This is a genomic window from Hyalangium minutum (genome assembly GCF_000737315.1).
In the GTDB taxonomy this organism is placed as follows: domain Bacteria; phylum Myxococcota; class Myxococcia; order Myxococcales; family Myxococcaceae; genus Hyalangium; species Hyalangium minutum.
This window is the reverse complement of the sequence record NZ_JMCB01000004.1, coordinates 243,614-266,312: the sequence shown is the minus strand read 5'-3', so window position 1 is coordinate 266,312 and position 22,699 is coordinate 243,614. Positions and strand designations below refer to the sequence as shown.

Genomic DNA, 22,699 nt, shown 5'->3' with positions numbered 1-22,699 from the left:
GCTCACTCACTGGGGTGGGCGGAAGGCTCGGCCCAAGGCTTATCGGAGCGGGGCAGCAGGGTCACAATGGCATAGGCCCCCACGTTCGACTGTCCGCACGAGGCGATTGGCTTGCCCTGGTCCAGGAGTGGGAAGCCCCGATCCACCAAGTTCACGGCAAAGTCATTGGTGCACGCGTGGCCCCGCTCGCGGATGTTGTCGAGGAAGAAGGCGCTCTCGGGCAGGTTCAAGGCGTTGGCGATCTGCACCCAGTAGTGGCGGTCGGCGTTCACCGGCATGAGCTGGCCGTACTCCGGCAGGGGAATCCCCGTGGCCCGGCTGTTCTGCTCGAAGGCCAGCTTCGTGTGCAGCCACGTGTAGCGAGCGATCAGCGCGGTCGTCCTGGGGTTGCTGGGCCCCTCGTGCAGATCCCCGAAGTTCCTGTAGCTGATCGCCCCCAGGCGGCAGCGCACGTCCTCCTTCGAGAGGAGGATGGCCGTACCGCCATCACTCTGGATACCCGCGTTCTGACGGATGCGGTGCTTGTGGTTGCCGAAGACCCGATCCGAGGTCACGACCAGGGCATACCGGGCCTCGCTGTCCGCGGCGAGCAGGCGCGCGGCCCGATCGACGGCGACCACCACCCCCGCGCACGCGAGGTGCTCGACCGAGAAGCACAGCTTCGGCGAGAGGCGATACCGCTGAACGAGCTCCGTCAGCACCGAGCTCGGCGGCGCTGGCATGCTGAACGGCTGGGTGTGTGCATGCAGGAGGTAACTCACCTGGGAGATGCGCTCTCCCTGGCGCGCCACCAGCTGGTCGATGGCCCCTGAGATCAGCTCCGCATCGGAGTGCTCAGGCCCCTCGTAGAAATAGCGGCACCCGTGAGCGAGCAGCTCCTCCACCAGCTTCGACGAGACGTTCCGGGCAGCCGCCCACTCCACGATATCGACGGCGGGACCGGGGAGATTGTACGCGGCATCCGCGATCCCGATCTCATGGCGTGCGGTGGACTTAGACACGGCTGGGCTCCGAGGTGCCATCGACGGGAGTGGGGTTCGGTAGATGAGTCCGGAACGTCCTGCCCTTCTCCGAGGGGACATCCGGGTACATCTCCCCGAAGTCGGCAAGGGTCATGTCGTAGGTCCAGCGGTCATAGCGGCGGCCTTCCATCACGTGCCGCAAGCGCTGGATCCCCGAGCGCTTCATCCCGACGACGTTGTGCAGGTAGATCGACGCACGATGGGACGCCACCACCCAGGAGTTGGCGACCTGGCGGCCGTAGTCCAGGAAGCCCGTGGCCATGACGCTGACGATGGCGCCGGCCACATCGTTCCGGACGGTGCGCCGCACCGAGACATCCCGGACGACCCACACATCCATCGCGGACATCAGGTCATCGATATTGTTCAGGCAGACGAGGCCCAGCGGCTGGGTGTCACCTGGCAGGCGAAACAGGCGTGCGCAGACACGCGGGCTGGTCAGCAGCATGTAGAGCTGACGCTTCGGCAGTTCCTGCTTGCCGCCTCCGAAGTCCAGCCAGCAACGCACGTTCGGGGGGGTCATCCACCCCCAGACCGTGTCGAGGTGCTCCAAACTGAATGGGAGGGTCTCCACCGAGGGAAACTTCGTGCCCGGCAGGAGCGGGACCTGTGGCGTGCTCATGGCGCTCTCTCGGTGTTCAGGATGAAGCCGCCAAAGCAGCCGCCAATTCCGCTCGAGAACACCAGGTGATGCCCGGGGCTCCGCAGGACACCGGAGTCCGCGATGTTGATGGCGACATCCGAGCCGAAGGCGTGGCCCATCCGCGAGAAGTTCGCCTGGAACAGGCGCTCCTCGGGCAGGGCCAGCGACGCCAGCACCTGGCGCCACGCCGGCAGGTTGACGTTGTGCGGGAGGACGGTGGCCAAATCACCCGGCTCGACCCCCGCAGCCTTGAGCACGCGCCGGATCACCGACACCAGCGTCCAGACATAGTGGGTGTCTGTCCGGTAGAGCGTGTCCGGCATGACGCCCGTGGCCGCACGCGGGTCGTTGTACGTCTGCAGGCCTCTGACACGCCCCGGTGCGCTCCGCTGCACGAGCACCGCCGAGGCCGCGTCCGAGTGAACCCCCGCCTCACCCACTAAGCGGTAGTCCTCCCGGACGATCGTGTCGATGGTGACGACAATCGCCCAGCGCCACTCGGCATGCCGGGTGAAGAGCGCATCCAGCACGCGCAGCGCATGGAGCGAGGAGACGCACTGCTGCTGGGTGATGCCCAGCGCATAGGCCCGGGACAGGCCGCAGGCCTGCCGCAGCGTGCCCGCCACCGTGTACGGCATGGGCAGAGCACTCAGGGGCGAGGTGTGGCAGACGACCAGCGCGTCGAGTTCGCCCGCAGACACGCCACCGGCCTGCAGCACCTGGGAGATGGCGTCTCTGCCGAGATCGATGAGCCCCTCCTGCTCCGCGCGATGGAACCGGTCGGCGCCGTTGCGCAGCAGCGTCTGGCGGCGCTCCTCGGCGACCGCCCGCGAGCTGCACCATTCGTTTACTGTGTCCTGCGCCTTCGCCAAGACGTAGGCGGTTGAAGCAATCCCGATCATCTCGGTTTCCTGGATTACGCGGCCAAGGGAACGTCAGTGACGCCTACTGACGAACAGGCTGAACCGGCTCGGGGTGGACAGCGAGCCGTACTCGCTGTTCGCCGCCCCAAAGAATTGTTGGAACTGCCCCCCCACTGACCAATCGCTCTGCGTGTGCCACATCACCATCTGCTGTGTGAGACCACTCCAATCGATGTTGTTGACCTGGACGAAGCTGGAGATCTCCAATCCTCGGACGGCGAAGGCATCGCGCCACCCGACACGCGCGAACGACCCATGCTTCAACAGCGGCTCGAGCTCAAAGGAGCGCTGGATGCTCATCTCCCCGAGACGCCGCAGTCTGGCGTCACTGACGCCCTGCCACTGACGCCACGCCGTCGCACCGAGCGCATCGCTGGCAAACTGCTGCTCCAGTGTGATCTCGAGTCCCAGCGGCGTCGTCCACGTCAGGTTGGCCGCCACCCGGTTGCACCAGGTGTAAGGCGTCACCGGCTCGTCAGGACCTCCCAGTTGCCGGCATCCCCCAAGGGCCCAGTCCGCATTGACCACGACGGCACTCCCCAGCAGCAGGGACATGTTGAGGCCGAGTTTGGGCCGCTCGCTCCTGCGGGCGAGCAGGAGCACGTCTACGGAGAGCCACTCCCGGATCTGAGGCGCCCACTTCGCATAGAGCGCGGCCTCGGAATTCGTGCGATTCAGCGCCAGCGAGTACCATTCCCCGGCCAGCATCGGGTCCTGCGTGCTCAGCGGAGGCACCAGCGCGGCAGTCCATGCACCGTGCTCGGTGATGTACTGGACCATCGCCACCACAGTTCCCAGCCGATTCAACCGGAAGGCGTTGGGATCCAGTGAGAGCGGCTGGCGAACAGCCCCCACCTTGAAAAAGTCAGTGGGGCTGTAACCACTGCCCACGCCATTACGAATATTGATGCGGCCAATGTCGACGTAGAGGGGGTGCGCATCATCCCCCGTCTGCCAGCGGCCCCAGAGCTCGCGCACGTTGTTGAGGGCGCTGGAGTGCGAGGGCGCATCCTCTGCGCGCCCCAGGTCCAGAGCTCCCTGCCACTGGTTCGAGAATCCCACGGTCCACCGCCTGCCCGGTTGCCACTCCCGGCGGAAGTCGAGCACCAGGCGTCCAACGTTGGCGGCGATGGTCCCCCCCTCCTCTGACGCGGATCGTTCGTAGAGCCGCTGGTACCAGAGCTGGGCCTCCAGACCCCAGCGGGTGGCTTCAGTCTCCCCAGCGGCCTCATCCCCCACTTCCACCTGGCCCACGTCAAGCCCCGGAGGGAATTCGGGGATGGAATCACCACTGGGAAGCGCTCCCTCACCCTCGGGGGGCCCGGCCATGGGAGGCGCTTCCGATGCAGGGGCCTCCGGCGCGCCTTCCTGGGCCCAGCCAGGCGTGGCGGAAGTGAAGAGCGCCAAGCCGGCCAGTGCCATGAGCGGGCACGCCTGGGGCGCTCGTGTCCTGGGATTGCGGAGCATCACTGGGACCTATTCTTCGCCCCTGAACCGCGGCAGGTAATCCCGCTGCAGCCACGTCTTTGGAATCTCACGCCACTGGAAGTTCGAGGCCCGGATGACGGTAATCCATGTGGGGTCGAGCCCATCGATGATGACCGTCTCGGTGGGGCGCTCACGGCCTAGGACGGACTCGAACTTCCGGAAGTACGCCGTCTTCAGCAGGCGGCCCTCGGCGGTGAAGAACTGCGCCTTGAGCGGGCGGCCGTTCGCCTCGTCGACCCAGTAGTCGGCCATCGTGTACGGCACATCCGTGCGCTGCGCAACGAGGCGCAGTTTGACGCAGGCCCGCTTCTGCTTCGTGTCGTCCTCGACCGGCTCGTGCGCGACAACCTTGGCGGAATAGGCCTTCGCGAGGTTCGTGCTCAGCACGTCGCCGTTCGAGGCTTGGCCGAGCAGCCTCGCCTGCGGCGAGATGCGGATGCTCGCCTTGCTGGAGGGGTCAAAGAACCAGATCTCCATCCCATTGCGCAAGATGAGCTTGCCTGCGTCGCGCCGCGGGCTGACGAACCGGATGAGGCTGTTGTATTGCGCGCTCTCGGGGACGAGCTTCGAATAGATCACCAGCGTGGAGGAATCGACCATCTTGCCCGAGCGATACTCCGCCAGGGTGGTGGTGACCGAGAAGTCGCGATCCGGGTTGCGGATGCCGTCCGCCTGCGTCAGCAGCGCCTGCGGATCCACCCCCTCCTGAGCAAACGCCGCGAACGAGAGGAGGCACGCCAGCAGTCCCCAGAACGGCCCGGGACGAACAGCCCACTTGCGGGAGACGCGCACTTCCAGGCGAGATTTCGCGAGACGGTCACACATGACGCAGGGCCTCCGTCACTTCCATTCGAGCGGCACGGTTGGCGGGCCAGAGCGCGGACAAGCAGGCCACCGCCGCCAAACCGAAGACCGTTGCCGCAATCATCGAAGGGCTGCTCAGCACGTCGATGCGCAGGGGGATGGGGGTCGAGCGGCCCGGGGGCGTCCACGTGAGGCGGCTGACGAGGAGGCCGTATTGCGCGAGAATCGCCACCCCAGCGCCGACGACTGTGCCGAACACGCCCAGCAGAGCACCCTCGAGGATGAAGATCGCGCGGATCGACGAGCGCTGGAACCCCAGGGAACGAAGCGTGCCGATCTCACCAATGCGCTCCCCCACCGCCATGTTGATGGCATTGGCAATCGAGAAGAGAGCAATGAGCCCCATGAGGATCGCAATGAAGGTGAAGACGGACGTGTAGCTGGAAACGATCTGGTCGTACACCGGGCTCACTTGGTGGAAAGTCAGCACCTCGAGCTGGTCCGAGTCCTTGACCAGCTGGTTCAGACGAGACTGTGCCGCCTCCAGCATCTCCGTATGCTTCAGCTGGATGACGATGGCCGAGACAGCGTGCTCATTCGGGCCGAACACCAAGCGCTGAGCGAGTGGCAGCGGCATCGCCACGTAGAGCGCATCCAGATCCCGGATGGCCTGACGCTCCGCCTTGAGGACGTTCATGCGCACCACATTCGGCAGCCCAGACGGCGACGCGGCCAGCAACTCGATCGACACCTCGCCGCTCGTGGTCCCGTCCGACTGCGCCTGCGCGGCCTGCCCCAGCATGGCGATGTCCTCCGGCAGTGCGGCAGCCTGAGGATCCGCGCTCCTTCGCGGGGGCAATTCCTTGCACCCCGTCAGCTTCAGCGGGCCGCAGAGGGACAGCAATTGCGCCAGCCGGAAGCCCACGATACCGCCGTCTGACGCATCAGCCCTCAGCTGCGACTTGCCGGGCGGAATCCGCAGACCGAACCCATCCCACGCCAGCAGCGATGCGTACCCCTCAGGAAGCACCCCGATACCTGCGAAGCTGCTGGCGGCGCCGGCGGAGAAGTTCCCCGCCGCGCCCTCGACGTGGAGCACCGGGGTAGCGGCAGCCACCATCGAAGCGAGAACCTCGTCGGTCCGGATCTTGTTCAAGAGCGCATCGTAATCACGAATCGAAAAGCGCCCTGGATCGCCCCGGCCGAAGTCCAGGTAGTCCTTGCGCACGACCTGCAAGTGCCCGTGCTGGCGCACCGTGATGGTCTGGAGACCATAGATGTTGTCGTTGACATAGCCCCCGAACACCAGGATGGCCAATGTGCCCACGACCAACGCTACCGCTGTGAGCCCCGAGCGGCGCGCGTTACGGAGGACGTTGCGCGCGGCCAGTGCAACGATGTTCATGAGGCGCCTCGCATGGCCAGGGCGGGGGATGAGCGCTGGACGCGCTCCACGACACGGCCGTCCTCAATGCGGATCCGCTCATCCGCCCCCTCGATCATCTGGGGATCGTGCGAAGAAAGAATGAACGTTGTCTGGTGCTCTCGCTGCATGGTGCGCATCATCTCAATGAGCTCTGCCCCGGTGCGGCGATCCAGGTTGGCGGTAGGCTCGTCCGCGAGCACCAGCTTGGGCCGCTTCACCATCGCCCGCGCCACCGCAACACGCTGGCGCTGTCCTCCGGAGAGCTCGGCGGGGCGCCGCTGCAGCATTGTCCCCAACCCGACCGCTTCGAGCATCTTCTGCGCGCGCTCGCGACGCTCGGCGGCATCCCGGACAGTGAGTTGCAGCGGATACTCGACGTTCTCCAGCGCGGTCAGCACCGGCACCAAGTTGAAATTCTGAAACACGAAACCGAGGTGTTGCGCCCGAAACGAGGTGCGCGCCTTGTCACTCAAGGCGACGACATCTTGGCCGGCGATCTCCACGCGCCCTGTCGTCGGCATGTCCAGGCATCCCAGCAGCTGGAGGGCCGTGCTCTTACCGCTGCCGGAGGGACCACAAATCACGGTGTAGGAGCCAACAGCAATCGAGAGGCTGATACCTCGCAGCGCTTGTACCGTGGTCTTCCCCAGTTGGTATTCCTTCGTGACTTCCTGGAGACAGGCCGCGACTCCTTCACTCTCATTCGACTGCTGTGGGCTCACCATCGACCTTTCCTTACCTAGAGTCACTCTGATCGCCAGCGCCAGGGTTCGCAGCGTCCACCTGATGAGAATGAGACGATCGAGTCGTCCATCCATTTAGGTGTCGCATACGGGGAGTCCCATTGGGGCGTGGCACACATCATCTCTCTCAGGATGAATCGTTCAAAAGATGACACATACCCGCTCCACAGGTCAACGCCCACTTCACCACATGTGCGTGCTCCAGATCATGTCGATCACCCGTCCCGAGCCACGCCGATCACCTGTTCGGCTGTAGCAGGCGATGCCCCTCCACTGAGACTCGGACCTCAGTCTGTACTGACCACCGAGTTCGCTCGGGCGCCATGACGCAAGGGCTGAGCTCTCCCATACGTGAGCGAGCGCCACAGCCATTCGGCCGGACCAAAGCGGAAGTGCTTCAACCACCAGTGGCTCATTCCCACCTGCACGGCGAAGATGCCGAGCGCAAAAACGGCGCTGCGAGACACTGCCGTGCTGCCGATGAGCCCCAAGCCCCAGCCGTCATAGATGCAGAGGCTGACCACCGTCTGCACCAAGTAGTTGGTGAGCGCCATGCGGCCCACGGGTGCCAAGAGGCTCAGCACTCGCCGCCACCACTCCCGCTGGAAGATCAGCGCGAAGAAGGACACGAACGCCACGCCTAGGATCGAGGCGCCCAGATCCTGGAAGCCGTTCAGGAGGAACATCCCGAGATTGTCCGGCGGGGTCCACACCCCGGCATTGCGCAGGCGAAGCACCACCAGCCCAGGGAAGGTAATCAGGAGCCCCAGCACCAGACCGCCCCACCCTATCCGGCGGAGCCAGGGGCGATGGCGCTCGACGTCCTGCAGCACCCCCAGCCTCCCGGCCAGCAGTCCCAGGAGGAAGCGGCCGAGGGTGAGTATGAGCACGAGCAGTTGGGTAGGACGCGTGAGGAGCTCCAAGCCGAAGCGCGCATTGCCCAGCTGCGACATCCAGAAGGAGTCGCTGGCCAGCGCCGCCAGCAATGCCGCCCGCTGCTCCCCTTCTTGAGCCTGGGTCATCTCCTTCAGGGCATTGGCCGCCTCCGCGCCATGCAGAAGCACCGGCCCCCATCGCAGGCCCGCCGCCATCAGCAGCGGGGCCACCCCGAGCAACACGACGCACCACGTGAGCAGCGTCCGGTTCGAGCTCCTGTAGAACAACAAGAGCAGGAAGCCCACCAGCGCGTAGGTATGGAGGATGTCCCCCGTCCACAGCGCGAAGAAGTGCACCACGCCAAAGCCCAACAACACCAGCAACCGCCGCGTGTAGAGCGGAAGGATGGCGACCCCACGTGCCTCCGCGCGCGAAAGCTGGAGGGAGAAGCTCAGCCCGAAGAGAAACGCGAAGATCGTAAGAAACTTCTGGTTCACGAAGAGCTGGAAGATGTTGCTGACCACCTTCTCGAGCGGAGGCCTCGCCAGCGCCTCAGCTTGTGCGGCAGGGATGAGGGCGCGGCCGCTAAACCAGACAATGCTGTTGGAGAGAAGGACGCCGCACAGCGCGAATCCGCGGAGCGCGTCGATCAGGGTGCTTCGCTCCGTGAAGTCAATGGGGTGGACGTCGCTGCCCGCCCTTGACGAGGAATTGGATGTGTCGGGCATACGTACAGAAAACACCTACTCTGCAGGTCTCGTCAACATCTTGCCCTGGCGCCAGAGACCTGAAGCCCAGGCAATCTCCTGAGGGGAGAGACCTTCTGGGAGGTCTGCCTGGGGCGGCTGGCGCGTGTCGCCGCTGGAGTCCTATGCGCCTCTGGCAAGAACCATCAGGGCCATGGACCCGAAAGCGCACAGCATCGTCAGGATGCCCCAGCGGAGCCACCTCTTCGTGAGCAGCAGATATTCATCGAAGCGCTCACCCGAGGCCCCCAGGGACTCGGCGATGGCCAGCTGCCTGCCCTGAATGGGACGAAGCACCAGGTTCCAGAGCACGCCGGACAACATGAAGAGGATCTGCGCCACGGCATAGGAGGGAATCGACCAGATCGGGATGTCCCGAAGGTGGGCGATCAGGAAACCGGTGGCGGCGAGCACCAGGGCGCTCGGCATCAGCAGATACCTGTCGGTGATCAGCACCAGGCGCAGGGCATAGACAATCACCCGTGGCTCCCGGGTCTGGTCCGCGAGCAATCTCCAGACGGCGGTCACTGCAATGTCGCCCAGGAACACCACCACGGCGAAGAGGTGCAGGAGTCTGAGCAGGATCTGGAAGCTCATGGCTTGGAGGTGAGGCCCGTCAGGCGCCCCAACAGGTCCCGGGCGAGGCCCCCAACGTGGGGCTCTCGGATCAGCGTCAGGTGCGAGCCCGGAACCCGGTAGGCCGTGCTGGAGCCCGGCATGAAGCGGTTCCAGCCGAGCGTGTCGTCCGCGAAGAGCGCCTCGAGCTCCGGTGGGGTGGGCCCATCCCTGTCCTCGGCGCGGAACACCGCGAGGGGGACAGGCTGCCTGCGGCGTGGCTGGGAGTTCATCGCGTCCAGGGCCCGCGTGACGTTGAGGATCCCCATCACATGGCTCGGCTGCGCGCCAGCCGGCAGGACCGCGGCGGACTGGAGGCGCACCACGAAGGACTCCAGGCGCTCGGCGTCGCTCATCGCGCGCACCTCGCTCAGCTCCAGGCCAAGCTTGACGTTGAAGAAGCTCTCCATCACCCCGGCGAGGTGGACCAACCATTGCGCGGTGTCCCAGCCCTCGCCGAGCGGCCGCGTCGCCTCCGGGAACGGCGCCAGGGTGTCCAGGAGCGCCACGACGCCGATCTCGTGGCCGCGCGCCTTGAGCTCTTGCGCGATCTCATAGGCGATCTGCCCACCCATCGAGTGGCCCCCCACGAAGTAGGGCCCCTCGGGCTGCACGGAGAGGATCGCATCCGCGTACCAGGCGGCCATGTCCTCGAGCTTCTCGAAAGGCGGGGCCTCCCCGTCGAGCCCGCGCGGCTGAAGGCCGAATACAGCGGTTCCCTCCAGATGCCGTGCCAGGGAGACAAGGTAGAACGGCGTGGAGCCACCGCCCGGAACCAGGAAGAGCGCGGGCGCACGGCGAGCCCCGCTGCCCGCGGGTTCGGAGGCCAGAAGCGCGCGGGCGGACGGCGTGAGCGGAACCAGTGGGGACGCTGCTGAGGTGCCGCTCCGAAGGAGCTCCGCGAGCTGCGCGGGCGCCGGATTCCGGAACAGGGACACCAAGGGGAGCGGGCGCTGGAGCCGCTTCTCGACCGCGAGCTTCAGCTTGAGCGCGAGCAGGGAGTGGCCACCGAGCTCGAAGAAGCTGTCGTGGATCCCCACCGAGCGGACACCGAGGATCTCCTCGAACAACCGGACGAGCTCCAGCTCCATGGCGTCGCGCGGGATGCCACCCCGTGAGGTGCCGCGCTCCTCGGCCAGCTCCATCGCCCCCAGCGCGCGAACGTCCACCTTGCCGTTGGGAGCATGGGGGAGCTCCTCCAAGAGGACGAACTGTCCTGGCACCATGTGCGCCGCGAGCTGCCGCTCCACGAAGCCCCGGAGCTCGGAAGCCTCGGGCTGCTTCGCGCCAGCCCTGGGGACCACGAACGCCACCAGGCGAGCGTCCCCGCTCGTGCCTCTCACCAGCGCGACCGCTTCCCGCACCGCCGGATGGCGGCCGAGCGCGCCTTCGATCTCACCGAGCTCGATCCGATAGCCGCGCAGCTTCACCTGCCGGTCCGCACGGCCGGTGAAGAGGAGCGTCCCATCCGCCTGACGCCGGACGATGTCGCCCGTCTTGTACATCCGCAGCCGCGGGCCTCCAGGGAAGGCGTGCTCGATGAAGCGCGACTCGGTCAGCTCGGGCCGGTTCAGGTAGCCGCGCGCCAGCCCAGGCCCGGAGAGGTAGAGCTCGCCGGGCAGCCCATCCGGGACAGGACGAAGCCTGCCGTCCAGGATCAGCGCCTTCATTCGACGGATCGGCAGACCGATGGGCTCGGTCGCGCCGTGTGCCCCCACCTCCTCTGGCCGGCACCGGTGCGCGAGCGCATCGATGGTCGCCTCCGTGGGCCCGTAGAGGTTCCAGATCTCCACGTTGCAGACGCTGAAGAGCTTCTTCACGGTGGCCGAAGGCAGGGGCTCTCCTCCCACGCACACGCGCCGGAGCGTGGAGACGCCTGCAAGCCCTGGCTCCTCCACCAGCGCCGTCAACAGTGAGGGCACGAGCTGAAGCACGGTGATCCCGCGCTCACGCAGCACACGGACCAGGTGCTCGGTGTCCGCGCCCAGGCCGTGGGGCGCGAGCACGAGGCGGGCCCCGACCATCAGCGGCGCGAACAGCTCCCAGACCGACGCATCGAAGCTGAGCGACGTCCGCTGGAGCACGCGGTCCTCTGGACCCAGCGGCAGGGCCTCGTTCATCCACTCCATGTGGTTGGCGAGGCTCGAGTGCTCGATCAGGACGCCCTTCGGCTGACCGGTCGATCCCGAGGTGAACAGGCAGTAGGCGAGCGCTCCGCTCCGCGGCTCGAACGAACCCTGCCGGGCCGCATCGAGGACCAGCACCTCGGCATCCGGGAACATCGGCGCGAGGTGCTCCTGGGTGATGACCACCCGGGCGCCGCTGTCCTCGAGCATGAAGGCCAGCCGCTCGCGCGGATACGCGGGGTCAAGCGGGACGTAGGCGCCCCCGGCCTTCAGGATGCCCAGCAGCCCCACCATCATCCCCAGGGAGCGCTCCACCGCGATGGCCACCAGCGCCCCCGGAGTGACGCCTCGCCGGACGAGCTCATGGGCGACGGCGCCCGCACGAGCCTCCAGCTCCTCGTAGCTGAGCGTGCCATCCTCAGCCTCGACGGCGATGGCCGCGGGGGTCTTCCGAGCCTGTGCCGCGATGGCCTCATGGACCGCCGGGAGACGGGGCATCTCCTCGGGAGCGCTGGGGACGAGCTTCGCGCGCTCCTCGGCGCTCAGCAGATCCGCCTCCGAGAGCCTCGCCTTCGGAGCGGCGGCGAGGCTCGCGATGAAGCCGGTCAACTGGCGCACCATCGCCTGGACGCGCCAGGCGTCGAACAGGTCGACGTCGTACTCGAGCCAGCCCTGGACGCCCCGCGCCGTCTCTTCCACCGAGAGGGTGAGATCGAACTTGGCGGTCCCGGTCAGCATGGACACCGGCTTGACCTCGAGGCCCGGCAGCTCCATCCCATCCGGCTGCGCCTGCTGGAACGCGAGCATGACCTGGAAGATCGGGCTGGTCCCCAGGACGCGCTCCGGGTTGAGCTTCTCGACGAGCTTCTCGAAGGGGACGTCCTGGTTCTCGTGGGCCGCGAGCACCTGGCGCCTCACGCGCTGGAGGAGCTCGAGGAAGGACGGGTCACCACTGAGATCGACGCGCAGCGGTAGCGTGTTCACGAAGAAGCCGATCAGCGGCTCTGTCTCGGCAATCCGGCGGCCCGCGAAGGGCGAGCCGATGACCACATCCTCCTGCCCGCTCACACGGCCGAGCCAGGCGCCGAAAGCCGCGAGGAGCGCCATGTAGGACGTCACACCCTCCTGACGGCAGAGGGCGGTGAGCACTTGCGTCACGTCACGGTCCAGCGCCAGGAGCTCGACCGCGCCACGATGGCTCCGGACGGTGGGGCGAGGTCTATCCGCCGGCAGCTCCAGCACGGCCGGGGCCCCCGCGAGGGCGCTCCGCCAATAAGCGAGCTGCTGGTCACGGACGTGACCATCGAGCCAGCTCCGCTGCCACGCCGCGTAGTCCGCGTACTGGATGGGGAGCTCCGGGAGCGTCAGCGTCTCTCCACGGACCTGCGCCGCGTAGATCGCCGAGAGCTCGCGCATCATGACGCCGAACGACCAGCCGTCGGACACGATGTGGTGCATCACCACCAGGAGCACATGCTCCTGCTCGGCGGCCTTGAACAGGTGCGCGCGAACGACGGGGCCGTGCTCGAGCGAAAAGGGACGGGTGGACTCCTCCCTCAAGCGCCTGTCGAGCGGCGGCGCACCGGAGCCGCGGAGATCCTCGGTGACCAGGGGAATGTCTCCCTCCACCAGACGGGCCACCGGCTGGCCCTCCACGAGCGGGAAGCGGGTGCGGAGGGGTTCGTGGCGCTCCACCACCTGCCTGAGGCTTCGCGACAGAGCGCCCTCGTCGAGCTGCCCTCGCAGGCGGAGCGCGATCGGGATGTTGTACGCCGCGCTGTCACCCTCGAGCTCCGCGAGGAAGCGCAGGCGCTCTTGCGCGAACGAGAGCGGACGATCCCCCTCCCCCTTCAGCCGCACCAGCGGCGGGAGCTGCGGTGCAGCCTCCTTGGCCGCGATCACCGAGGCCAGCGCCGCGAGCGTGGGCTGCTCGAAGATGGCGGAGAGCGGCACCTCGACGCCCAGCGTCCTCCGCACGCGGCTCATGACCTGGGCTGCCAGGAGCGAGTGGCCGCCGAGCTGGAAGAAGTTGTCCCCCGTTCCAATCGGCCGCTTCTCGAGCAGCTCTTCCCAGAGCGCCGCCAGGGTCTGCTCCGTGGGCGTGCGGGGGGCCACGAAGGCCGCGCGCGCTGCGTGCTCCTCGAGACGCGGCGCCGGCAGGCGCTTCCTGTCCACCTTGCCGCTGGAGGTGAGTGGGAGATCCTCCAGCAGGACGATCTCGGAGGGAACCATGAACTCTGGGAGACGCTTCCTGGCGTGCTCGCGGATGGCGTGCGCGTCCACCGGACCGGCCGGGACGACATAGGCGACGAGGAGCTTCACGCCGCCCGAGGCGCCCGCGGAGTAGACGATCGTCACCGCCTTCGCGACACCCGGGTGGGTGGCGAGCACCGACTCGATCTCACCCAGCTCGATCCGGTAGCCACGGAGCTTGACCTGGTGATCGATGCGTCCCAGGTACTCGAGGTTGCCGTCCTTGCGCCACCGCACCAGATCTCCGCTTCGGTACAGCCGCTCGCCGGGCTTGAAGGGATGCGGGATGAACTTCTGCCGCGTGAGCTCCTCGCGGTTCAAGTAGCCCCGGGCGACCCCCACGCCCCCGAGGTGCAGCTCCCCCGGGACGCCGATGGGGACGAGCGCGCCGTGGCTGTCGAGCACATACCCTTCCAGGTTCAAGGCAGGCCGCCCGATCGGTGGCGGGCCGGACTCCCCCTGCTTGCACGCTCCGAGCGTGCAGATGATGGTCACCTCCGTCGGGCCGTACGCGTTGACGAACTGCACGCCGGGCCGGGCCCACGTGTTCACGACCTCTGGCGGGAGCGCCTCGCCCGCCGCGAGCAGGAGACGGAGCGAGGGGTACTCACGGTCCGCGGGGAGCACCGCATAGGAGGTCGGGGGCAGCACCATGTGCGTGACCCGATGGGTGATCAGCACCTTGGCCAGCTCCTCGCCCGCGAGCAGCGTGTCCGCCGGGGCGAGCACGAGCCTCCCCCCGTTGGTGAGGGCCATGACGATCTCCCACACCGACACGTCGAAGGAGATCGAGGAGAACTGGAGCATGACGATGCTCGAGTCCGCGCCCAGCTCGTGCCGCTGCATCTCGATGACATTCGCGAGTCCGCGGTGCTCGAGGATGACGCCCTTCGGCTGCCCCGTGGAGCCGGACGTGTAGATGACGTAGGCGGCATTCTCCATGCGGACGCCGCTGTCCGGGTTGCCGCTGAGCTCGGAACTCGAGGGCTCGTCGATCCAGAGCGTGCGCACGTGGGGGACGCGCCACCGGGACTCGGCGGCGTGGGTGCTCACGATGAGCCCGGCGCCCGAGTCCTCGAAGATGGTGTCGAGCCGGGCCTTGGGGTACGAGAGATCGAGCGGGACGTAGGCGGCCCCCGCCTTCCAGATCGCGAGCAGGCCGATGATGAGCTCGAAGGAGCGCGGGGCCGCCAGCGCGACCAGCTTCTCGGGCCCCGCCCCCAGGGCGATGAGCTGATGCGCGGCGCGGTTCGCCCGCTCATTCAGCTCACCGTACGTCAACACCGCTCCGCCCAGCTCGAGCGCGATCGAGTCCGGCGCACGCCGCGCGTGCTCCTCCACGAGTTTGTGGACAGGGACCTCGCGGGCCGGTGGCAGCACCCGCCCCCTGGCGAGCGCGGAGACGGTCCTTCGCTCCTCCTCGGGGAGGAGCAAGAGCTCCGAGAGCCGCTTCCCAGGGTAGGCCACGGCGTCTTCGAAGACCGTCAGGATGTGCCCGGCCATCCGCTCGATGCGATCCGGGTCGAAGAGGTCCGTGCTGTACTCGATCACGCCCGTCAGCTCGCCAGCCACAGGCTCGAAGAGGAGCGCGAGGTCGAACTTCGCGGTCCCGAGCTCCAGGCTGAACGGCTCGAGGGTCAGCCCCGGGAGGGCCACGCGGCCCTCGGCCTCCTCCTGGAGCCAGAGCAGAACCTGGAACAGGGGCGTCTGGCTCAGATCGCGCTCGGCATCCACGGCTTCGACGATCTTCTCGAGCGGAACATCCTGGTGGGCGTACGCGCCGAGGGCGGCCCGGTGGACGCGGGTAATGAGCTCCTCGAAGGTGGGGTTGGAGGACAGATCGATGCGGATCGGCAGGGCCCCCTCGAAACGACCGATCAGCGGCTGGAGCTCCCCCCGCTCACGGTGGACCACGGGCAGGCCGATGACGATGTCCTCCTGTCCTGTGATGCGCGCGAGATAGGCCGCGAAGCCGCTCAAGAGGACCTCGAGGCCCGCCACCTCCAGGCGCTCGCTCAGCGTCTCCAGCCCCTTGCTGACCGCGCGGCTGAGCGCGAGCCGTTGCGTGGCACCCCGGAAGCCAGGCTGGGGTGGCCGCACCCGATCCGCTGGCAGGCTCAGGGTCCCAGGCGCGCCGCTGAGGTTCTTCTTCCAGTACCCCAGCCGCTCCTCCAGCGCCTCACCCTGGAGTGAGCGCCGCTGCTCGCGCGCGTGGCTCAGGAAGTCCGAGGCCAGCGCGGGGAGCTGGGCGGGCCGGCCCAAGGCGTGCGCGGTGTAGAACTGAGAGAGCTCCCGCAAGAGGACGCGGAGCGACGCGGGGTCGCCCACGGCGTGATGCATCGTCGTGACCAGGACGTGCTCGCTGTCTTCGATCCGGAAGAGCCGTGCACGGAAGAGCGGACCGTTGGCCAGATCAAAGGGACGCGCCGCCTCCTCCACGAGCAGCCGGCGAAGCTCCGTGGCCGAGACAGGGCCGGGCACGGCCAGCTCGAAGGGCACTTCGCCCTGCGCCCGAGGCTCCTGCCAGACACGGCCGTCCCGCTCGATGAAGCGCATGCCCAGCACCGGATGCCGCTGGATGATCCCGGCCAGGCTCTCGATGAGCGCGCCCGTATCCAGCGCGCCCTTCAGCCGGAGCGCCATGGAGAGATGGTGCACCGCGGTGCCCGGGTAGAGCTGCTCCAGGAACCAGAGCCGCTCTTGCGCGAACGACAAGGCCGCGCGAGCACTCTCCGGAGCAAGCTCGAGCCCGGCGGGAGACGGCGCCCTGCGACCCTGGCGCTCGCTGATCACGCGGCTCAGGGAAGCAACGGCAGGGTTCTTGAGGAGATCCGACAGCCGGACCTCCGCGTTCACAGCGGCGCTGATGCGCTCGACGGCCTGCAACGCCAGGCGGGGGTTGCCTCCGATCTGGAAGAAGTCCTCGTGGAGGCCCACGGGGCTCCGCCACAGGACCTGCTCGAAGGCCTGGGCGACGAGCTCCTCCATGGGCGTGCGAGGCCCGGTGGCGGCCTCTCCCCTCCCCGGCGCGGGGAGTGCGCGGCGATCCAGCTTGCCTCCCGGCGTTCGGGGCAGCTCGGGGAGCGCCACGAACTGCGAGGGCACCATGTACTCGGGGACTCGCTCCGAGAGGAACGCGGGCAGCTCGTCGATCCGCACGGTCTCGGGTGTGACATAGGCGACGAGCCGTTGCGCTCGCGTGGGGTCTCCGGCGGCCACAGCCACCGCATCCAGGATGCTGGGGTGAGCGCAGAGCGCACGCTCGACCTCACCGGGCTCGACGCGAATGCCGCGGACGAGGATCTGGCCGTCAGCGCGCCCGAGGAACTCCACCGTCCCGTCCCGGCGCAGCCGCCCGAGATCGCCCGTCTGGAACGCGCGCACGGGAGGATCGACGCTGAGCTCGAGGAAGCGCTCCGCAGTGAGCTCCGGCCGCAACAGGTAGCCATCGGCAAGGCAGGCCCCGGAGACATAGATCTCTCCCGGGACGCCGACGGGGACTGAGCGCTGGTCGGTATCCAGCAAGTAGATGGCCGTGTTGGGGATCGGCCGGCCAATGGGGGGGAGCCCCGGCCAGCTCTCGGGGCTGCCGGTGAGCTCATGCGCCGCGACGACGTAGGCCTCCGCGACGGAGTACTGGCAGCGAAGCCTCTTCTTGCTGGCCACGAACCATTGGCGGATCGGATCGGTGATGCGGAGCTGCTCGCCCGCGGCGATGATCTCCTCCAGGTCTGGCAACGGCCGGTGGGTGTTCACGGCCTCACGCGCGAGGGGGTGGAGCGCTCCCGCGGGGAGGAAGAGGCGCTGGATGCGGGCCTCTTCGAGGAGTTGGACGAGCGCGCGAGGAGCGAGCCGATTCGCATCACCGGCAAGCACCAGCGTGCCTCCCGAGCACCAGGTCGAAAAGATCTCCTGGAGCGAGGCTCCGGTGTTGAGCAGGCCGTACTGGAGCGTCCGCAAGGGGCGGGGCTGCGCGGTGTGCCAGGCGGTCAGGTTGAGCAGCGCCCGGTGCGGCATGGCGACGCCCTTGGGCTCGCCACCCGATCCCGAGGCGTAGAGGACGCAGGCGAGGTGGTGGGACGCCGTCCTGGGCCGCGGGGCCTTCACCGCGGGGGCTCCGCCGCCATCCATCCAGAGGAACTCGACGCCGGGCGGTAGGTTCAGGTCGCGGTACTTCTTCTCCGCGATGAGGACTCGGGCCTTCGCGTCCCCGAGGATGGCCTGCAGACGCTCGGGAGGCTCGGAGGGCTCGAGCGGGACATACGTGGCACCGGCCTTGAGGACCGCGAGGACGGAGACCAGGGCCGTGATCGAACGCTCCAGGCAGATGGCGACCCGGACGTCCGGGCCGGCCCCCAGGGCGGCGAGTCGAACCGCGAGGGCCTCGGCCTCCTGGCTGAGCTGACGGTAGGTCCTCACGTCGCCGCGGTGCTCGAGCGCGGCGGCCTCGGGCGTCTTCTCGACCTGCCGCTCGAACAGCTCCAGCAAGGTCCGGCTGTCGTCCAGGCGCCCCGGCTGGGCGAGCTGTGCGATCAGTTGCCGCTCCTCGGGGGCAAGCAGGGGGACCTCCGAGACGCGCAGCTCAGGCTCCTCGGCCACGGCCTCGAGCACCCGGACGAGGTGCGTGGCCATCCGGCGGATCCGATCCTCGTCGAAGATGTCGGTGTTGTACTCGAGGAGGCACGCGAAGGAGTCCTCCCGAGGCTCGACGAAGAGCGTGAGATCGAACTTCGACGTCGGGCTCTCGGTGGTGGGCAGGGTGGCGCGGACTCCCGGAAGCTGGATCTCGCCTCCGCTCTGTCCCTGGAGGGAGAACATCACCTGGAACAAGGGGTTGTGCGACAGGGCTCGAGGCAGCTCGAGCGCCGCGACCACCTTCTCGAAGGGGATGTCCTGGTACGAATAGCCGTCGAGCGCCGCCTTGCGCACGCGCTGGAGGAGTTCCGTGAAGGGCGGATCTTCGGAGAGATCGATGCGGAGAGCGATCGTGTTGAGGAAGTAGCCGACCATGCCCTCCGTCTCGCGCCGGTCCCGGTTGGCCGTGGGCGAGCCAATCACGATCTCATCCTGGCCGCTGAGCCGGCCGAGGTATGCAGCGAAGGCGCTGAGGAGCGTCATGAACAGCGATGCGCCCGAGCCTCGGGAGAGCGCCTCGAGGCGGCGGCCGATCGAGCCCTCGAGGGCGAAGGACAGGGTCTTCCCACGGAAGCTCTGGCGTGTGGGGCGAGGACGATCTCCCGGGAGCGTGAGCACCTGGGGAGCACCCTTCAGGGTCTGTCTCCAGTAGGCAAGGCCCTCCTCGAGCCGGCCGGCCACGAGGCGCTGGTTCTGCCAGGCGACCCAGTCGGTGTAGCGGTTCGGCAGCTCCGGCAGCTCCGGCCGCTCGCCGCTCGCGAACGCGGCGTATGCGATGCAGAACTCGCGGAGCAGGACACTGACCGACCAGGCATCCACGATGATGTGGTGCTGGTTGATGACGAGGGTGTGCGTGTCGGGCGCCTGCCGGAAGAGCCGGGCCCGGAACAACGGCCCCGTCGTCAGCGAGAAGGGCGTGGTGATCTCCTCGGAGATCCGCCGCTCGAGGAGCTCGGGGGTGACGTCCTCGGACGAGAGCACGGAGGCAGGAGACGGCCCGATCCTCTGGACGGGAACGCCCGCGCGCTCGTGGAAGGTGGTGCGCAGCACCTCATGGCGCTCGACGAGGAGCGCGAGCGCCCGGGCGACGGCGGCGGTGTCGAGCGTGCCGGTGAGCCGGATCACGAGCGGCACATTGTACGCCTCGGTGTTACCGCCCAACGCATCGATGAACCAGAGGCTCTCCTGCCCCGGAGACAGGGGCCCGTCGCCCGACTGCTCGAGGCGAGGGATCGGCTCCGAGGAGGCGCCATGCCCGGCGACCGCCTCGGCCAGCAGCGCGATCGTCCTTCGCTCGAAGATCGCCCGCACCGGCAGGTCGATGCCGAAGGCCTCGCGAGCGCGGGCGATGACCTGGGTCGCCTTGAGCGAGTGACCGCCCAGCGCGAAGAAGTCCTCCTCGACCCCGATCCGATCCTGGCCCAGCACCGCGCTCCAGATCCCGGCGAGGATCTCCTCGTGGGGAGTCCTGGGGGCAATGTGCTCTGTGTGGACCTGCTCCTCTCGTGCGCGCGCCTCGAGCGCAGCGGAGTCGACCTTGCCGTTCGGCGTGAGCGGGAGCTCACTGAGGATGATGATCTGTCTGGGGACCATCACCTCAGGCAGCTTCTCCCCCAGGTAGCTCGCGAGGGCATCAGCGCCGGGCGGGTTCTGACTGGCACAGGCCGCGAAGCCGACCAGCCGGATGTCGCCATTGCCCTGTGAATCCACCCCCACCACGGCGGCAGCGCTGACGCCCGGGTACTCGGCCAGGACGGCCTCGATCTCCCCGGGCTCCACGCGGACACCTCGCACCTGGACCTGACGGTCCACACGGCCGTGGAACGCGAGGGTCCCATCCGCGCGGAACTGCGCGAGATCTCCGCTCGCGTACATGCGCGCCGCGGGTGCGTCCGAGAAGGGATCAGGGAAGAACCGGGAGGCGCTCAGCTCGGGCCGGTTCAGGTAGCCTCGAGTGACACCCGCGCCGCCGATGTACAGCTCGCCGATGACGCCGGGGAGGACGGGCCGCCTCATGCGGTCGAGGATGTAGATGCGGGCGTTCGCGATCGGCCGGCCGATGGAGGGCAGGCCGTTCCGGCTCTCCGCTTCGACGATGCCGGAGGTCGCGACGACGGTCGTCTCCGTCGGTCCGTAGTTGTTGACGAGCCGGAACGGAAGACCCGGCGGGGGCACGAGGTGGAGCCGGTCGCCGCCGGTCAACATGAAGCGGAGCGAGCAATCCGCCGGCCATGGCAGCGCGAGCGCGGCCTCGGCGACCGCCGTCGGAAGGAAGCTGATCGTGATCTGACGCTCCACCAGCCAGCGCGAGAGCTCGTCAGGGGCAGCGGGCAGCTCCGGCGGGACGAGGTGAAGCGTGGCGCCTGCCGCGAGCGTCGGCCAGATCTCCCAGACTGCGGCGTCAAAAGCGATGCTGGCAAGATGCGTCGTCCGGTCCTTCGCCGTGAGCCCGAACGCCTCCGTGTGCCATGAGACCAGATTGAGCAGGTTCTGGTGCGAGGCGAGGACGCCCTTGGGCGCTCCAGTCGAGCCGGAGGTGTAGATGACGTAGGCGAGATCCTCCAGGTGGGACGCGTCCCGAGCGGGCGCATCGGACGCCGCCGCCTCGAGGGAGACTCGCGCGACGTCAAGCCGGGGGATGCGAGTGTCCGGGACGGGATCCGCTCCCGCGTTGAGGATCGCCGTGGGGGACGCGTCGCCCACGAGGTAGGCGAGCCGCTCGCTCGGATAGTTGGGATCGAGCGGCATGTAGGCCGCCCCCGCCTTGAGCACGCCCAGCAGGCCCACCACCCGCTCCACGGAACTGCCAATGCACACCCCGACGATGCGCTCTCTCCCTGCGCCGAGCAGGCGGAGGCGCCGCGCGACACGCTCTGCGCGCTCGTTGAGCTCGAGGTAGGTGAGCTTCTGTCCGTCCGCGCCCACCACGGCCAGCGCACCAGGGGTGCTGCGGGCCACGAGCGCAACGAGCTCGTGCACCGGCGCGCGATGGTCGAACACGCGGGGGTTCTGCCCCCACTCCGCGAGCACCCGCCGGGCCGGCTCGTCCAGGAAGTCGATCTCGCCGACCGTCTTCGCGGTGAGGAGCGCCCCGAGCGCCGTCTCGAGCAGGCGTGCGAGCCGCTCGGCCGCCGCCCGCGAGAACGTGTCCTCCTGGTACATCACCCGCAGCTCGAGAGACTCGCCGGGGATGGCGACCACTGCCAGAGGGTAGTTGATGCGCTCCTGCGCGTGGATGGAGCTGATCTCGAGACCGCTGCGCTCGAGGAGCGTCGACCGATCGATCGGATAGTTCTCGAAGACGAGGAGGCTCTCGAAGAGCGGGCGATCATGCGGTGCATCCGACCAGAGCTGGATGTCCGCGAGCGAGACGTAGACATGGGGCTCGAAGGAGCTCTGCTGGGCCTGCAGGGCCGACAGGAACGCGGGGATCGTCGCGGAGCCATCCAGCCGCGCCCGCAGCGGCACGGTGTTGATGAAGAGCCCGACGATGGACTCGGAGCCGGCCAGCTCCGAGGGGCGGCCGGAGACGGTGACACCGAAGATGACGTCGTCCGTGCCCGTCGTCCGCCCCAGGAGGAGCCCCCAGGCGCCCTGGACGAGCGTGTTGAGCGTCAGCCGATGCTCCTTGGCGAACGTGGCCAGGCGAGCCGTGAGCTCCCGCGGCAGGTGCTTGACGACCTCGGGCTGCGCACCGTGGGCGGACTTGCTGGCCTGCCGGCGCTCCATGAAGGGCAGCGGCGTGGGCTGCTCGAAGCCACGCAGGAGCTCGCGCCAGAAGCTCTCAGCGCGGGTGGGATCCTGCTCCTGGAGCCAGGTGATGTAGTCGCGGTAGGGGCGCGCCGGTGGCGGCAGGGACTCGAGTCCCCCCGCGAAGGACTCCAACACCTCGCGGAGGACGATCGCGAAGCACCACCCGTCCAGCAAGAGGTGGTGGTAGGTCCACACGAAGCGGTAGTGCTCCTCGCCCAGCCGGAGCAGCGCGCACCGGAGCAGCGGCGGGGAGGCCAGCTCGAATCCCCGGAGACGATCCTCGTTCAGGAAGCTCTCGATGCGGCGCTCCTGCTCCTCCCGGGTGGCGCCTCGCAGATCCTCGAGATGCCATGGGAGCTCTGCCTCCTTCGCCACGACCTGGACGGGCTTCTCGAGCCCTTCCCAGAGGAAGGAGGAGCGCAGGATGGCGTGCCGCGCGAGGACGTGCTGCCAGGCCGCCTTCCATTGATCGAGCGACAGCCTGCCCCGCAGCTCGCAGCTCAACTGCTCCACGTACATGCCCGCGCTGGGCTCCAGCAGCGAGTGGAAGAGCAACCCGTGTTGCATGGGCGCGAGCTCGTAGATGTCCTCGATCAACTCGGCCTCGGTCATGACACGGTCCTCACTGCCTCACCTTTCACGGGAT

General features: G+C 68.0%; 10 protein-coding genes. All 10 read right to left on the bottom strand.

Going from position 1 to position 22,699, the window contains the following annotated elements:
- Positions 1–2 precede the first annotated feature (2 nt).
- Positions 3–1,001: a beta-ketoacyl-[acyl-carrier-protein] synthase family protein gene (locus DB31_RS12500; RefSeq protein WP_044186733.1), complete on the bottom strand. Its 999-nt coding sequence runs from the start codon at positions 999–1,001 to the stop codon at positions 3–5.
- Positions 994–1,644: a GNAT family protein gene (locus tag DB31_RS12495; RefSeq protein ID WP_044186730.1), complete on the bottom strand. Its 651-nt coding sequence runs from the start codon at positions 1,642–1,644 to the stop codon at positions 994–996. Before DB31_RS12495 ends, DB31_RS12500 begins: the two co-directional genes overlap by 8 nt.
- On the bottom strand, positions 1,641–2,567 hold the full coding sequence (locus DB31_RS12490) for a 3-oxoacyl-[acyl-carrier-protein] synthase III C-terminal domain-containing protein (protein WP_044186729.1): 927 nt from the start codon (positions 2,565–2,567) through the stop codon (positions 1,641–1,643). Before DB31_RS12490 ends, DB31_RS12495 begins: the two co-directional genes overlap by 4 nt.
- A 33-nt stretch (positions 2,568–2,600) precedes the next feature.
- Positions 2,601–4,010 (bottom strand): hypothetical protein, encoded by a 1,410-nt coding sequence (locus DB31_RS12485; RefSeq protein ID WP_044186727.1) that lies wholly within the window; start codon positions 4,008–4,010, stop codon positions 2,601–2,603.
- 54 nt (positions 4,011–4,064) lie between these two features.
- Positions 4,065–4,901, bottom strand: a complete 837-nt coding sequence (locus DB31_RS12480; RefSeq protein ID WP_083968183.1) for an outer membrane lipoprotein-sorting protein — start codon at positions 4,899–4,901, stop codon at positions 4,065–4,067.
- Positions 4,894–6,285, bottom strand: a complete 1,392-nt coding sequence (locus DB31_RS12475; protein WP_044186725.1) for an ABC transporter permease — start codon at positions 6,283–6,285, stop codon at positions 4,894–4,896. Before DB31_RS12475 ends, DB31_RS12480 begins: the two co-directional genes overlap by 8 nt.
- Positions 6,282–7,124, bottom strand: a complete 843-nt coding sequence (locus DB31_RS12470) for an ABC transporter ATP-binding protein (RefSeq protein ID WP_240486661.1) — start codon at positions 7,122–7,124, stop codon at positions 6,282–6,284. Before DB31_RS12470 ends, DB31_RS12475 begins: the two co-directional genes overlap by 4 nt.
- 212 nt (positions 7,125–7,336) lie before the next feature.
- Positions 7,337–8,653 (bottom strand): DUF418 domain-containing protein, encoded by a 1,317-nt coding sequence (locus DB31_RS12465; RefSeq protein ID WP_044186723.1) that lies wholly within the window; start codon positions 8,651–8,653, stop codon positions 7,337–7,339.
- A gap of 141 nt (positions 8,654–8,794) precedes the next feature.
- Positions 8,795–9,268, bottom strand: coding sequence for a DUF2269 domain-containing protein (locus DB31_RS12460; protein ID WP_044186721.1), 474 nt, complete (start codon positions 9,266–9,268; stop codon positions 8,795–8,797).
- Entirely contained in the window at positions 9,265–22,665 is a 13,401-nt protein-coding gene (locus DB31_RS12455) for a non-ribosomal peptide synthetase (RefSeq protein ID WP_044186719.1), read from the bottom strand. Before DB31_RS12455 ends, DB31_RS12460 begins: the two co-directional genes overlap by 4 nt.
- Positions 22,666–22,699 lie beyond the last annotated feature (34 nt).

Excerpts from the sequence above, each read along its gene's own strand:
- DB31_RS12495 (WP_044186730.1), bottom strand. The coding sequence starts at position 1,644 with ATGAGCACGCCACAGGTCCCGCTCCTGCCGGGCACGAAGTTTCCCTCG.
- DB31_RS12490 (WP_044186729.1), bottom strand. The coding sequence starts at position 2,567 with ATGATCGGGATTGCTTCAACCGCCTACGTCTTGGCGAAGGCGCAGGAC.
- DB31_RS12485 (WP_044186727.1), bottom strand. The coding sequence starts at position 4,010 with ATGGCACTGGCCGGCTTGGCGCTCTTCACTTCCGCCACGCCTGGCTGG.
- DB31_RS12480 (WP_083968183.1), bottom strand. The coding sequence starts at position 4,901 with ATGTGTGACCGTCTCGCGAAATCTCGCCTGGAAGTGCGCGTCTCCCGC.
- DB31_RS12475 (WP_044186725.1), bottom strand. The coding sequence starts at position 6,285 with ATGAACATCGTTGCACTGGCCGCGCGCAACGTCCTCCGTAACGCGCGC.
- DB31_RS12470 (WP_240486661.1), bottom strand. The coding sequence starts at position 7,124 with ATGGATGGACGACTCGATCGTCTCATTCTCATCAGGTGGACGCTGCGA.
- DB31_RS12465 (WP_044186723.1), bottom strand. The coding sequence starts at position 8,653 with ATGCCCGACACATCCAATTCCTCGTCAAGGGCGGGCAGCGACGTCCAC.
- DB31_RS12460 (WP_044186721.1), bottom strand. The coding sequence starts at position 9,268 with ATGAGCTTCCAGATCCTGCTCAGACTCCTGCACCTCTTCGCCGTGGTG.
- DB31_RS12455 (WP_044186719.1), bottom strand. The coding sequence starts at position 22,665 with ATGACCGAGGCCGAGTTGATCGAGGACATCTACGAGCTCGCGCCCATG.